Below are 14701 nucleotides of genomic sequence, written 5' to 3'. Positions count from 1 at the left end.
AGGGAACCACTTATTAGGATGAGTGTTTCCCTTTTTTAATAATTTAGATAGAAATTGAGGAAGAATATGATTTTAAAAAACCATAAATTACGCTTATTAATTGGCTTTGCATTCTTTTCCTTCCTGTTTGCTTTGTTCGTACCAATCGCCCACGCGACCCCCGGACCTGGAGTGGCGGTAAAACCGAACTATCCCAGTACCCAAATCCAAAACAGTGGATCGTTCTTTTTTAAGACTAAGCCGGGTGAACCTCAGGTAATTACTGTGGATCTAGCAAACTTGGCTAACTACTCGCAGACTTTAAGCATCGAACCCACGACAGCATATACATCTAAGGATGGTGCGATTACTTATAAACCAGGTAAAATGCCGTACGATCGTACTTTAAAGTACAAAATGCGAAATTTAGTGAAAGAAAAGAAGCAGACCGTGACCCTTGGCGCTAACCAAACCAAGACGGTTAGTTTTACCGTCAATCCACCTAAAAAGGATTACAAAGGAATCATTCTTGGTGCTTTGTACATTAAAACAGAAAACAAAAACGACAATGTCAACTCCAACAATGTGAACTTAAACAACAAAGTGGCTCTGGTAATGCCACTAATGATCAAATCCCAAGATAAAAAAGTTAATCCTAAACTAACCGTTCCAAAGATTGCGCCAAATAAGAGTGGTGCTCAAACCATTATTGACACCACGCTAGCCAACGAACGGCCAACCACGATCAAGGGATTGGAAGTCAAAGACCGAATTTACCGGAAGGGCAACCCGAAAAAGACCCTCGCTAAAAACCATCAATATCAATTAAGTATGGCACCGAACTCCAATTTCAAAATGCAAAATGACTTTGGAAAGAACGCTTTACTGCCAGGTACATATCACTTAAGTCTTCGGGCTCACGATATGAACGGTAATCACTGGAAAATTGAAAAGGACTTTAATGTTTCCATCAAGGATTCAGTCATTTACAACAACAACAACTGGTGGTGGATTGCACTGCTTATCGCCCTCTTCTTAATCATCTTGCTACTGCTGTACTTAATTTACAGACAAAAGCGCAAACAAAAAGAGCTTCTAAACGACCGAACTAAATAGATAGGTGATTAGATGAAATTTGATAAACAAAAAGCTTTCTTATTTGCCATTTTGGGATTAGCCTTAATTGCGGTGATTTTTGGGACTAGTAGTATTTACGCTGATAACCAATTTAGTAGTGGGACTTCCAAGCAGAGCTCAGCGGCCCTAGCCGTTAGTCCCAACGAAAAGCATCAAAAGAAGGACCACCCAAAAAAGGATGAACATCAACCATCACCAAAAAAACCAGCCACTAACCATGACAACGAGGTTAAGGAGAACCCGATGGCCAGTGTTAAACCAGCCCCAGCGGCTCAATTGCCCCAAACCGGTCAATTTTTACACGTTGGCGTGACCGCAACTGGGATTGTGGTTCTGTTCCTAGTCAGTTTGATTGTGATCAACAGTCACTTTCAGGCAAAGTTAAAAGCCTTATATGACCAAAATGACCAATAACCGGATCCAGTACTTCATTGGTTTGCTCTGCACCGTTTTGTTCCTAGTTGGTAGCCCAGCGCTGGCCTTTGCAAACCGTCAGCCGAATGCTCCCGATAATTTTTCGGTGAGTCCCCTCCTAGGCGATTTACCGTTACAAAAAGGGCAGCGTTATTTTGCGCTTCGGTCTCTTGACCATACGACGTACCAGCTTCCCATCCTAGTGAAAAACGATAGTGACCTCCCAATGAAAGTAACTACGAGCTTCAATAATGCGATTACCGCGGACAATGGAACCATTAGTTACAATGACCGACGCGCTGAACCTCGGGGTCGTGACAGCCTAACTAACAAACTAATTGGTCCCCGCACACAAAAACTCACGTTAGCCCCCCATTCGAACCAGGTCGTTACTTATAAAATTAACACTGGTCGCCAAGGGGCTGGGGTTACATTGGGTGGCATTACCGCAACCTCCATGGTTGACCGCAAAGAAGAAATCAAAAATAACGTGACCTTTGTCACCGGAGTTGCATTGAATCATAACCCGAAGCGGCCTGTTTTAAAGACGCTAACGTTCCAACAAGCCACGGTTGAACCACGTTCAGATGGGACCATTATCGTGGCAAAAGTTAAAAACGCTAAGCCTCAATTATTTCAACATCTCCGTGGAAAAATCATGGTGCGCCAAGGAACGCGAACGATTCTTACCCAACCGCTCCAAGATGTTAGCATTGCACCCAATTCAACGGTAAAATTCACCTTGCCACCAAAGCACATGGCCGCAGGAAAATACCAAGTGGTGCTGAAGCTTCATAACAAGACCCAAGCCACTACGTTACATCGGAACCTCGTGCTGAAACAGAGCCTGAACTGATTCGAATGCTCGTGATTTCGCAACATCTTACAGAAAGGAGGTTAATTAATTACAATGCTGAAAAAATTTCTAGTGAGCACTGCGCTCGCACTCGTCACCGTGGGTAGTTTACTTTCGGGGGGCGCTAACTTAACGGCTCAGGCTAGTAACACGTTAAACATCCCGGCGCCCCCAGAATCCGGTCCTAGTATGAGCAACTTTACGTATAAGAGTAATCCACCCGCTGCGGTTGATTATCCAAACGTACAGGTAATAACTGATAATATTCAGAACCAATCTAGGGGAATATGGTGGAAGAATAAAGTAGATTTAACACGACCATTTACTCTAAAATTCTACATTTATATAGCTTCTGAAAAACCAGAGGAAGCAGCTGATGGCTTGACTTTCACATTACAAAATGATCAAGAACAATTAGCACCGGAAGGATCAGTTGCAGTTGGTACTAATGGAGAATCTCTAGGGGCTTATGGTGATTTGCGTAAACCTATCTTAGGAGAAGGATTCAGTAATACTACTCGACTAAATCAGGCCCAATATTCATATAACTCGTCAAAGCGAATTAAAAATTCCTTTTCATTAGAATTCGACACATATTTTAACTCGGACTATTCAGATGCATATCAATTACCTGGAAATTCCGATGATAGATCACATATTGCTTTCACAATACCGGACGCTAATCACATTAATGTTCATAAGTCTTCCAAAAATTATTTCATGGGTATTAATCATTATAGTAATAATAATATATGGTTTAATGATCCCGCTACAGATGCCAATGATTCCTTATATCCCTATCCTGCAAAAAATGATGGGTATGGTGCAACATCAGCTCCCTATATAGTTGGAAGCACAAATGATTATTCTGACAGAAAAGCACGCTGGGAACCTGTAGTATATAATTGGGTCCCGGATAAAAACGGAGTTATTGGGCAAGCAACAACTACCTTTGGATATTCGAATGCAAGTAAAAATACGAAAGGCTTCTCCCAATTAAATCTTTCTTCTCCAATGGTTAACATTGCCGACACCTTTGGACCCGAAAAAAAAGCCTACTGGGGGATGACTGGATCGACGGGGGCTAACTACATGGTTAGTGCTATTTCAGCCTCTAATATTCCGGGAACTCCCGGGGTAAGTAAAACCGCTGCCGATTTAACTAAACTTGGGAAGCAAGGATTACGGATTAGTAAGGCCGACGGTGGAAAAGTTGTTTCTAAAAACGATCCTGGCGCCTTAATGCCGGATGATCAATCATTAACGTCCGAAGAGTTAATGCACGCGCTACCGTTTGATGCGCAGTTTACGGGTGATGATGGCAATAAGTATCCCGTCTTTCGGAATAAAATTTACGATGCGGACGTTGGTGATATCTTCTTATATCGGTCTGATATCTATAACTACTATGACAGTATCTTCAATGAAAAAAATCCGGATCTTGGCAATCATTGGTACAATGTTCATGTTACTGATGATCTTCCCCCACAGCTTCGGCTATTGGATGGAAGCAAAGATGTTGATTTGTACTATCCGGATATTCCGCCGATTAAAAAAGATACTGAAAGTCCAACGCCTCAATCACATGGGTTCAAGGCCGCCTTGGTTTCTGACCAATTTGATGATCCACAACAACAAGCCGTTATTAACACCGTTAAGGCTTCTGGTTCAAACTTTGCCGATAAGACCCCGATTGAATCAAGTGACGTTCAAGTAATTCCTAGTCACCGTCCGCCTGGAAGGCCCTCGTTTTACATTAATAACCAGATGCAAGATGTCACCCAAAACATGACCGATTGGTCTACTACGTTAAATAACGTTGGTGACTTCGATAACGTTAACTACCGAATTCCTTTATACAACATTAGTCAGGTTCCCTTAACTAATGGTCAGTATACCTTCTTCCTACCAAGCGTTAAGAACAACGATCCAAACAATCTAAAGTTACAATTTGAAGGTCAAGACATTCCTTATGATGCCAGTGATAACGCAACCGGCTTACACTACACCATCAGTAATGAAAACGTGAAGCAAACCGATGGAAAGACCTACAAAAATGCTAAAAAAATCGTGATTAAAGGCTTACCAACGCTCGATGCCTATTCCATCAAAAACATTACTGCCAATGTGAATCTGGGCGCTAATGAAGGAAAGGTTTTTGCTAGCACCCCTACGTTAACTGGGCAGGTTAATGGTAATTCAGAACTTGTTAAATACTACGGAAACAAGGAAATCTATAACTTGAATTCCGGAAGCATTCAGATTACACCGAATAGTTTTGAATATGGGACCCACGCCTTCTTCGAAGAAAATTCGTATATGTTACCACAAAATACCTATACCTTTGACGAAGCTGGAAATCCCGTTCCAACTACACCGCGCATCAATCCTCGTCGCGGTTACCAAGCTTTCTCGATTAAAGATACCCGAAAGGGCGCTGCGCGCAAAGACTTCAAAGTTAGTCTCTCACAGGCTAATGATAATAGCCAAAGCGCTGGTCGGAACCAACTCAAGACCGCTGATATTATCGGCAACGATGCCTCCCCGTTCCAGTTATTCTTCTTTGATGGTAATGGGACCAAGCATCCGCTAACGCCTGGTAATAACGATAACGTGTTGGTCTACTCATCTGGTGATGACTTACCCGACTTAAAGAGTGTCGTTTGGAACGATCGCACCGGTTTAAAACTAAACGTTAGAAAAACCCCGAATGTTCCCGAGAATGGACATCAGGATTACGGCGCAACCCTAAACTGGACGGTTAATTCCACTGGTACTCCGTAAAGCAAATTCATCAGCACAATTAAAAAGCGTCTCGCGAGAAATTCTCGCGGGACGCTTTTTAACTAATTAATTAACTCATTTAAGGAACGAATTAGTGCCACGTCGTTAAACGTGTAGACCTGCACCCCTACTCCGTACTGACGTAAAGTGTTAATTTGAGCTCTTGCTAGACGTAGCCCTTGGGTGAAAACAGCTTGCTCATCGAGACAAGTAGCAAATTGTTGTTGAATCGCTGCGGGTAACGGTTCCCCCAATAACTGCTCAGCCTGGCGTAAGCGCATCCGACTGGTCAGCGGTAAAACCCCCACAATTACCGGGACCCGCAGCTGAGCTGTCTGTAGTCGATCCAACCATGCCACGAGGGCAGAGTCATCAAAGCAAAACTGGGTCACCAAAAACTGAGCTCCCGCCTGAACCTTGGCGCGCAAGTAAAACAATTCCGCCCCCCAAGTTCCCGATTCCGGATGGCGCATCGGGTACGCAGCCGCACCGAGTTCTAACTGGGGAACTCGGTGAAGTACGCGGAGTAAGTCCGTAGCATGGGGATAATATCCGGTTGGCCGGCAGTTGGAGTTCCGATCACCTCGTAACACCAAGTAGTGATGCACTCCTAATCCTGCCAGAGTCTGAACGCGTTGCTTCAGACCCCAGGGGGTTTGGTATAATCCCGTTAGATGGGGCATCACCGGGAGTTGGACAGCTGTAAGTCGCGCAACCATGTCAACCCATTCCGGCGCTAATACTTGACCTCCAGTACGGTCCGTTACAGTCACAAACGTCGGACGTACCGTTGTTCCAAGCCCACTCCGAGCTAGCCAGGCTTGGTTCGCTGCCGGCGTTGCTTGGGCTGAAATTTCAACGCCCACTGGAAATGCCATTCCGGTTCCTCCTTTTCCAAACATCGTGCTCTTCTTAATCGACTACTTCTGAGCCCGGTTGTTTAATTGCCATTGCAAGCAATTCGCCATCTGATCCACAATTGCCAAGGTTAAAAAGAACGACGCTGTAATGTCTGAGAGAAAATGGGCTCCAATTACAAGCCGACTAATTCCAATCCCAATGCCGTAACTGACGCCCAGAACCCAGACCCACCGACGCCATCTTCCGGAAACAAACCAGGAAAAAACCACGGACAGCGTGGCGGCCATGGTATGACCGGAGGGAAATGAATGATGACCGTTAGGACCGTTAATGTGATCCCAACTGGTAAAATGCTGAAGGTAGCCGAACACTTCATACGGCCGATACCGACCCCAGATGGTTTTCAAACCCACGTTGACGGCTGCCGCTAGGACCACGGTTAGGCTGGCCCAAATGGCGACCAAAAATAACTGGCGCAGCCGCGCTTCTGACTGGTGAGCTAACCACCGCTGACTCAGTAACGTTACCAAGAGCACGAGCCCCGCCCAAATAAGGTTAAGTTCCCAACTAGCGACCCTCTGACTGCCATCGTTTAAAGCCTGACTGGGCGTTCCCACTGGCAAGCCGAACCGGACGTTGGTAAGCGCCAGTAATCCATAGGAACTGGTTTCGTTGACTAGTTTCCTTACCTGCCAGACAACCAGTACCCAACCGCCAAGCAACTCGAATAAACCCACCCAACGTCGGCGCTCGCGAAATCCCACGGCCATTCCAATTTCACCACTTACCACTAACACGAGATACAGGGGAGCTGAACCAATGGTCTGTCCCACCGTTCCCCAGAAGCTCTGGTAGTTAACTACGGCCTGACTCAGGGGTAAATCCCACCACAATGAACCAAGCATAAGTCCCACCATGACTAGGCTCGCACCCAACAGCACCCCTTGTCGTTTCATCATTTTCATCCTCCAGTCTCTGCTATACCTGCGTCCGGTTGTTCTCAATCAGCCCTTCTGAAAGTCGTAGTTGTCTTCTCAGCAACATTTGGTAATAATAATGGGGAACAAGTTTGCAAGCAACGGCCGAACGAAAGGAAGTCTATCCATGTCTACCACTAATCCACTTGATATTTTGGTTACTTGTAACCAAAGCTACATTCCTCCCCTGCGGGTAATGTTATACTCGCTACGCTTAAATAATCCGAGGGTGCCCGTTAGAGTCTGGTTTTTACAGTCAGACCCCGATGCTACCACGAACGAACCCCTTCACAATTATGCTAACCAGCTTGAGTTGGAGCTTCACATCATCCAGATGGACGAACACCTAGAACTCCCCGCGTCCTTTTTGAGTGCCTATCATTATCCACAAGAAATGTACTTCCGGCTTCTGTGTGCCAACGCGTTACCCGCTACGCTTCATCGGGTGCTCTACCTAGATCCTGACCTGCTGGTCACAAACGACCTGCGTCCGCTCTGGAACCTTGATTTAAACGGCAAAATGTTCGCTGCCGCTGTCCATAAGGGACTCACAGACATCATGCGCTCCGTCAACAACCTCCGCCTCGGAACGGACGGTGGCTACTACAATTCAGGTGTCATGCTGATGGACTTAGATCAGATGCGCCACAAGGTTCAGGTTGCCGAGCTCGTTCATACGATTGAGAAGTATCATGATTACCTCATTCTACCGGATCAAGACATCCTAAACTACCTCTATAGTAATGATACCAAGGAGCTTTCAGAAGCGCTTTGGAACTTTGACGCCCGTAAATCATTGCTCTATCTAACCCGCAGCGGGGGCACCGAAAACCTGGCTTGGGTCATGTCCAAGACCGCCATCATCCATTTTTGCGGGAAACCCAAACCTTGGCAGTCCGGCAGTAGTACGCCTTATACGGCTCTCTGGCTTAATTACCAACAAATCGTTAATACCCAGTTTAACTAACTAAGAACCTGACGTCACGCTCAGCGCGCGCCGGGTTTTTTCATGCTATAATGAGGGTGCCACGAAACCGTGGCCCAATTGTTCTTTGAAAACTGCAGAAAGGAGCTTGATACGATGCGGAATCACGAACCCACCTACCGCAGTGTCAGCGTTGGTATGGTCACGATAGCAATCCAATCCGATGGCGGTCAGATTATTGCTAAAGTAATTGGTAATAATGTAATTGCGATCGACGAACAGCTTAACCGTGCCACGGTTACGGGACCGGATCGCGCCGGGCGGTACGCCATCGGTGACTTTGTCTACTTCATCACGGACAAACGAAATCGACATACTGCCGTTACGGTCAAAACGGTGGCCCACCACCTAGGTGACTAGGTAATCTAAAGACCCTGAGGGAGCCCTCAAGGTCTTTTTTATTCTAATTGATAAGCAGTTAGGTCTACGTTCACTGGTGCATCCGCCGTGAGGGTCACCTGCGGATTCACTTCGGGATAAAATCGTTCGCTAAACACCGCTTCTCCATGGTTTACAAAGATCTCGACCGAACTGGTATCGGTCCAGACGTGCACGTCAAGCAACGCTGTCGGCCGGAGTTGCGCAAAACGTTGTGCATCCGCCCCGGCCCGTTGTAACACTAATTGCTGCGTGTGAGAGTAGTACGTGAGCTGTAAATCCGGTTGTCCCGCGTGCAACCGCAAAGTAATCTGAGTCCCTTGCCACTGATTCAATTCAGTTTGTAGGTGCAGTTCTAAGTGCCGGGCGTCTGGAACCGCTAACAATCGTTCTGTGCCCTGCCAGTGTTCATCCAGGAGCTGTTGCGTACGCAGTTGTTGCACCTCAGCCACCGGAAACATCATTAACTGGTCATGGTGGCTGGTTAGTTCGCGCGGGAGGGTCATTGTCCCGGCCCACCCGTCGGCTTGTTCTGGAAAGGGCGCTTCCCACATATCCAGCCAGCCAATCACGATCCGCCGCCCATCGGGAGCCAGCATGGTTTGGGCGGCATAAAAATCATGACCGTGGTCCAGTTCCCGAAGTTGAGCATGCGTATAATGAGCCGTGGCAAAGTCGAATTGTCCCATGTAATAGCTCGTTTGGTAGAGGTTTAAATTAGTTTGTTTTCCTGCCGGAATCCCCTGGGGTGACATCATTAAGACGTCCTGCCCGTTCAAGCGGAACAGGTCAGGACATTCCCACATAAAGCCCGCGGTCGGGGACTCGGCGGCCGTGATGACCCCCTGAAATTGCCAGTCCACGAGGTTCTGCGACCGATAGAGCAACACCCGGCCGGTGGCGGTCTGCGCCACTTGACTGCCTAACACGAGGTAGTAAGCTCCATCGTGTTCAAACACTTTCGGATCGCGAAAATGGTGGCTGTTGTCCGCCGGTGGCTCCGCAATGACTGGATTCGTAGCCAGCTTATAAAAATGAAGCCCATCGTCACTCACAGCCACGTTTTGGGTCTGCCAAAAGTCATCAGGATGGTCGGCATCTGGAACGTGATGCCCCGTGTAAATGAGGAACAAGCGGTTATCTTTCACAATTGCACTGCCCGAAAAACAACCGGATTCATCGGCGGCACTATCTGGTGCCAGTGCTGGTGGTAACGTTTCCCAGTGAACTAAATCACGACTACGGGCGTGCCCCCAGTGCATGGGTCCCCATTCCACTCCATAGGGATGATACTGATAAAACAGATGATAGTAACCCTGAAAGTAAGTAAAGCCGTTCGGATCGTTCATCCAACCCTGGGGTGGAATCAAATGATAGTGCTGCTGAAAACGTGAGTTGGTGACTTGCGGCATTCGGTGCTGATCAGGTTCCATGCTTTTTTCCTCCTTAGTTTCTGCCATAATTATATCTTATCAAATTAAAAATCTATCTTTAAATTAAACAAAAAGACCCCTAAATTGGATTCTCCAATTTAAAGGATCTTTTGGTCTATTTGTTTTGTTTAAATTTTTTAAAGCCCAACCAGCTCATGATGGTCATTAAAAATATTCCTACTAAGTTCAACAAGTTAACCTGCTGCCCCGTCTCCGGTAATCTGGCTTCAGATCCGCCTTTGTTCGGTTGCTGTTCAACTTGCCGGTAAATTGCCATTATTTTGCCATTCTCACTTTTAAACGCAACAAACTGATAACCCATCAACTTAACTTCTGGTGGATTTAGTTCTTTAATCCTGAAAGCTGGCGCAATAATTTGGCCTTGTTCATTAAATGGTGTTACTGAAATAAATTCTTTCAACTTAATGTATGGCACCATAATCGCTTGACCAGCAACCGGAATCGTGACCGTAAACGGAGCGCGCGGCTTCGTGTAGCCAGGCAAATCCGGTAAATCTTTCGGGTCAATCGTCACTTGATCCCCTGGATTTCCACTAACATCCGGGAACTTCGCATCCGTCGGAATTAAATTCCCCTGTCCATCTACGGGTTGCGTGGGCGTATCCTTTACGTATGGAATGTTCACTGGACTCCCGTCTGTCGGAATCGTGACCGTAAACGGGGCGCGCGGCTTCGTGTAGCCAGGCAAATCCGGTAAATCCTTCGGATCAATCGTCACTTGATCCCCTGGATTGCTACTAAATTTAGGAAAGTCTTGACCAGAATGCGGGAGTTCTTGACCGGTGCTTGCATCAACTGGGATTGAACTGGCTTTTTGACTAACTGTAAATACAACGTCCCGCGACTGGGGAACATAGATTTTAGCCAATGAAATCCGACCACCTTGTGGAAGTTCCCAGTACTCGGTTCCTTTACTTCCATCATAGTTCGCATCAATATGATAAAAATCCTGCCCACTTTTAGTTTTAACTAGCTGTCCATTGTTATTATACAGTCGTACATCCATTCCACCATGATTATCTGTTTCCGTAAAAACTAATCTAATCGAGCCACCGCCAAAATAATTAGTCCAAGTATTACCAACCACCCCAAAGGAGGACATCTCGCCGGTAGCATTCGCTGGTGTATTAACAATATAATCATCAGATATTTCACTTGGAACCCCATCAACTTGATAAGTTTGACCTGAAATCCCCGTTTGTGTTCGACTGGCAACAATTTGCCCAGTTTTTTGATCTTTGAAACTTACAACTTGATTAACTTGGATTGGGGCAAAAAACGAAACCCCACTGTAAGCACTAGAACTATCATAGTTATTGTACATCCAGCGTCTTTTAAACGAAACACCACCATTAGAATTAGAAACACTAAAAGAAGAATTATCAAATTTAGAGTAAAGTCCACCATAGTTACTAGAGGTGATTTTTTGTCCGTTTTGATTTAACGTATACGTTTGTAGTAAATTCCCATTTGCATCAATTTCATGAACAAAAACGACTCCATCACCAGCACGATTCGTCGAAAAATTTAGATAACTAACTTTCCCACCATTTACAACATCAATCCAACCAAAATTATAATGATTTGGATCTGGATCCAACCAGACTCCATTGGGATAATTGGGATCATTAATTACTGCCTTATAATCACCATCTTGATTAGTAACCAAGGTTTGAAATAGATGATCATTGTTATCTAACTGTTGAACACTGCCCTGTAATGACGATGCAGCACTCACTTGCTGTGCTGAAGAACCATCGAGGTTAACCTGTTGGTCATCAGTTGACCCAGCCGTTGCAGCGCCCTCCCGATTATCTTGAGTTGACATTGAAGCCATCGATGCTTTATCCGAAGTTGCTGGAGTTGTCACCATTGATGAGGCCGGTGTTGGTTGTGTTGTTAGAACTGAAGAACTGGTACTGGTCGTAGTTGCACTCGTATTACTAATCGATTCGGAAGCTCCTGCATCGTTTGCAGAAGTCACTGTACTAACGGGAGAATTTTGATTATTACTTTCTCCCCCTGTCTGAATTGAATTCGTTTCACCAGCGACTTGATTTTCAGCCATCTGACTATTGTACTGTGGATTTGGAGCTTCATTCTTAGCGATAGTAGCAACTGGTTCCGAGTCAGCTTTAGCATTTACAATGAAGCCCATTCCGGTAATTCCTGAGCTGAAAATGGTTAATGTCAGTGCATTAAGTAGCCATTTTTTTCTTCCTTTTATTGTCAATTTTATTCGTTGATCTTGCATTAATTGCCAGCTCTCCCTTCAGTTCTTTACTTAAAAGTAGCACACTTGGATTAATTAAACAATCTTTATAATTAAATAAAAATTGCGTTAAAATTGTGTGAAATTAGTTTATGTTATGATAAATAACTAAAAAAGCAACAACTGCAGTGCGTCAATCGTTAAAATCAGCTTTTCCATAATTTTAAGTGATGACTTTATGCTAGTTGTTGTTTTTAATTATTTTTTATATTGTAAATAGGTTGTCAAAGCTCGAACCATCAGTGTGGGAATCAGGTGGGCTTCGCTCAGACAAGTGCAGCTTAACAGCGCAATCAAATCCCCTTCCGGTTCTAACTAAAGATCCGAGTCGAAATTTAATTGATTTTTCCAAAGAACTGTTGCTTGGCTCCAATAAGTTAAAATACGTTACTGGTTTCTGCATCTATTCCCGTAATTATGTCGTCGTCCGCCGATTAGCGAATAAGACCGCGCCTAAGGCCAGTAAAATCGAGCTCCCAGCAACCGCAAATAGAATCGAATAGTCAAACCATTCTACCATTAGTCCGCCAAACAAGGGACCTACCGCCCGCCCCAGCGACATGAAAATGTTAAACATGCCCTGATACTGACCCTTTGACCGTGCATCCGCCAAACTATCAATCCAGGCTGGAATAGCGGGGAGTCCGTTCATTTCTCCAAGGGTTAAGACGACCATGATTATCACAAACCAGTAATAGTCACGCGCCCAGATTAACATAAAGAAGGTTGCCGCAAATACCGTTACCCCAAACGCAATTTGGGGAACCATGCGGAAATGTAACCCAATCCGATTCACGATTGGTTGCCCAATTACAATTAACAACCCGTTGATGGGCCAAATTAAACTATATTTTTCAAAGGAAATGTGCAAGTCCCCCATGTGAACTGGCATGACACTTTCCCACAATGTGTAACTTAAATAGACAAAAAAGACCATGCCGCAAATTAACCAGATTAAGCGTGGCTGCGGGCTGGGAGTGGTTCCCATATCAACCTCGTGGTCACCTGCCGCATGCAAATGGGCTTGCACCGGAGGAAATTTAACGTTAAACTCAAGAATCGTCATGAGTAGCAGGATGATGTAGAAGAACGCGGCGACCGTAAAGACGACGGCCACGCCATACTTCATGAGGTAACCAACTGCCGTGGTGCCGATTACCACGCCCAGGTTCACACCAATATAAACGGAGTTAAACACCTGGCGGGTACTTTTGCTTTGTACCTTGGCTGCATAGGCATTTAACAAGGTCAGACTGGATCCCTCGCCCAACCCGTAAACAAACAGGAGGATGGCGAACATGGGCCAGCCATGCGCAAAAATTAACCAAATAACCGCAATTAATGCAATCGAAATACTAATGATGGCGGTTTGGTAGGGCGACCAGCGGTCAAACAACCGTCCTCCCAGATAGTTACCTAACACCATGAAGCAGGACATGATGAATAACACCGTGCCCGCGACCGTGAGCGACTCGTGCAGAGTATCGTGCATATAAACGGTCGTTAACGGCCACATCAAGGACGCCCCCGAATTAAGTAGTAACGAATAAATTAAGACCGAAGTTAACCGAATTTCAGAACGAGGTGCTCGGCTCATACGCAGTTCCTCCTATCATTGATCATTATTTCTATTTTCGCATAAACCAGCTGGTTTAAAAAGGAACAGCCCGCGCTTTAAAGCGTGGTAAAATATGATTACTTAGTTAGCAACCCAGCCACACTTTAAGCAAAATTAACCATCCGAAAGGAAGTCCCCATTATGATTCATATCGTTACAGATTCAACCGCCCAACTAACTCCAGAAGAGATCACCGCAAATGATTTACACGTCATTCCCTTACAGGTCAGCTTTGAAGGAAAGACCTACCGTGATAACGTTGACATCACCCGGCAACAGTTTTCCGACATGCTAAAGGATGATAAAACGGAATTTCCCAAAACCAGTCAACCTGCATTAGGGCAGTTCGTAGAAACTTACGAACAAATTCTCAAAGCTGATCCAAACGGTAGCATTATTTCGATTCACCTCACTCACGTTATCAGTGGAACGGTGGAAACGGCCCGGTCAGCGGCCCAACAAGTGAATGGCGACATCCGGGTTATCGATAGTCAATCCACCGATCGGGGGATGGCGTTTGAAGTCTTAGCAGCCGCTAACTTAGCCCAGCAAGGTAGCACCCCGGATGAAATTGAAAAAGCGGTGGTGGCCATGATTCCAGAAATCAGCCTCAACGTGTTCGTAAATAGCTTTGACTACCTAGTCAAGGGAGGCCGCGCTAGTCGTGCCGTTGGCTTTATTTCTTCCCTCATTCAACTCAAACCGGTCTTAGAACTCAAGGATGACCAGCTAGCCATTATGGCTAAGTGTCGGGGCGCCAAGAAAATGCACAAAATTCGGGACGAAATTACCGAAACCCTGATCAAGGATCCGAAGGTGAAGGAAGTCGGTCTCTCTTACGTGGACTCGACGGAAGACGTTGACGTAGTTGCCAACCGGATTAAGGAAGCCCGGCCGGACATTCACGTGTTGGTACGCCTCACCTGCCCAGTAATTATGACGCACGTAGGCCCTGGCGGCTTTGCCATTATTTATAAATAAATTTA

At 45.5% G+C, this 14701-nt stretch carries 12 protein-coding genes; 7 read left to right on the top strand and 5 right to left on the bottom strand.

What is annotated here, in order from left to right; genetic code table 11:
• Positions 1-66: 66 nt before the first annotated feature.
• From M8332_RS00420 to M8332_RS00405, 4 genes are read left to right on the top strand one after another with little or no spacing between them, the layout of a single operon-like run.
• Positions 67-1095 (top strand): DUF916 domain-containing protein, encoded by a 1029-nt coding sequence (locus tag M8332_RS00420; protein WP_252780192.1) that lies wholly within the window; start codon positions 67-69, stop codon positions 1093-1095.
• A 12-nt stretch (positions 1096-1107) separates the two neighbouring features.
• Complete coding sequence (locus M8332_RS00415; RefSeq protein WP_252780190.1) at positions 1108-1530, top strand: hypothetical protein; 423 nt, start codon at positions 1108-1110, stop codon at positions 1528-1530.
• The gene (locus M8332_RS00410) at positions 1511-2386 is read left to right on the top strand and encodes a WxL protein peptidoglycan domain-containing protein (protein ID WP_252780189.1); all 876 of its coding nucleotides are present in this window, start codon (positions 1511-1513) and stop codon (positions 2384-2386) included. Before M8332_RS00415 ends, M8332_RS00410 begins: the two co-directional genes overlap by 20 nt.
• A gap of 54 nt (positions 2387-2440) precedes the next feature.
• Entirely contained in the window at positions 2441-5170 is a 2730-nt protein-coding gene (locus tag M8332_RS00405) for a lectin-like domain-containing protein (RefSeq protein WP_353937852.1), read from the top strand.
• 62 nt (positions 5171-5232) lie between these two features.
• On the opposite strand, the gene M8332_RS00400 is transcribed toward M8332_RS00405, so the two are convergent.
• Positions 5233-6048 carry a methylenetetrahydrofolate reductase gene (locus M8332_RS00400; RefSeq protein WP_252780188.1) on the bottom strand — a complete coding sequence of 272 codons (816 nt, stop codon included), beginning with the start codon at positions 6046-6048 and terminating at the stop codon, positions 5233-5235.
• Between the two features lie 42 nt (positions 6049-6090).
• Positions 6091-6990, bottom strand: coding sequence for a phosphatase PAP2 family protein (locus M8332_RS00395; RefSeq protein WP_252780186.1), 900 nt, complete (start codon positions 6988-6990; stop codon positions 6091-6093).
• Between the two features lie 145 nt (positions 6991-7135).
• On the opposite strand from M8332_RS00395, the gene M8332_RS00390 reads away from it, so the two are divergent.
• Positions 7136-7975, top strand: a complete 840-nt coding sequence (locus tag M8332_RS00390; RefSeq protein ID WP_252780185.1) for a glycosyltransferase family 8 protein — start codon at positions 7136-7138, stop codon at positions 7973-7975.
• A 114-nt stretch (positions 7976-8089) separates the two neighbouring features.
• Entirely contained in the window at positions 8090-8353 is a 264-nt protein-coding gene (locus M8332_RS00385; protein WP_252780183.1) for a hypothetical protein, read from the top strand.
• 38 nt (positions 8354-8391) lie between these two features.
• On the opposite strand, the gene M8332_RS00380 is transcribed toward M8332_RS00385, so the two are convergent.
• The 3 genes from M8332_RS00380 to M8332_RS00370 all read right to left on the bottom strand — a co-directional run bounded on the left by M8332_RS00380 (position 8392) and on the right by M8332_RS00370 (position 13694).
• Positions 8392-9831 (bottom strand): glycoside hydrolase family 32 protein, encoded by a 1440-nt coding sequence (locus M8332_RS00380; protein ID WP_252780182.1) that lies wholly within the window; start codon positions 9829-9831, stop codon positions 8392-8394.
• Between the two features lie 88 nt (positions 9832-9919).
• Positions 9920-11983 carry a DUF5978 domain-containing protein gene (locus tag M8332_RS00375; RefSeq protein WP_252780180.1) on the bottom strand — a complete coding sequence of 688 codons (2064 nt, stop codon included), beginning with the start codon at positions 11981-11983 and terminating at the stop codon, positions 9920-9922.
• A gap of 529 nt (positions 11984-12512) precedes the next feature.
• Positions 12513-13694, bottom strand: coding sequence for an MDR family MFS transporter (locus M8332_RS00370; protein WP_252780178.1), 1182 nt, complete (start codon positions 13692-13694; stop codon positions 12513-12515).
• A gap of 162 nt (positions 13695-13856) precedes the next feature.
• On the opposite strand from M8332_RS00370, the gene M8332_RS00365 reads away from it, so the two are divergent.
• Positions 13857-14696 carry a DegV family protein gene (locus M8332_RS00365; RefSeq protein ID WP_252780176.1) on the top strand — a complete coding sequence of 280 codons (840 nt, stop codon included), beginning with the start codon at positions 13857-13859 and terminating at the stop codon, positions 14694-14696.
• The last annotated feature ends 5 nt before the right edge of the window (positions 14697-14701 follow it).

It is taken from the genome of Fructilactobacillus ixorae (assembly GCF_024029915.1).
Taxonomy (GTDB): Bacteria; Bacillota; Bacilli; order Lactobacillales; family Lactobacillaceae; genus Fructilactobacillus; species Fructilactobacillus ixorae.
Note: the sequence above shows the minus strand (reverse complement) of the source record. Positions and strands in the feature narration are given on the sequence as shown.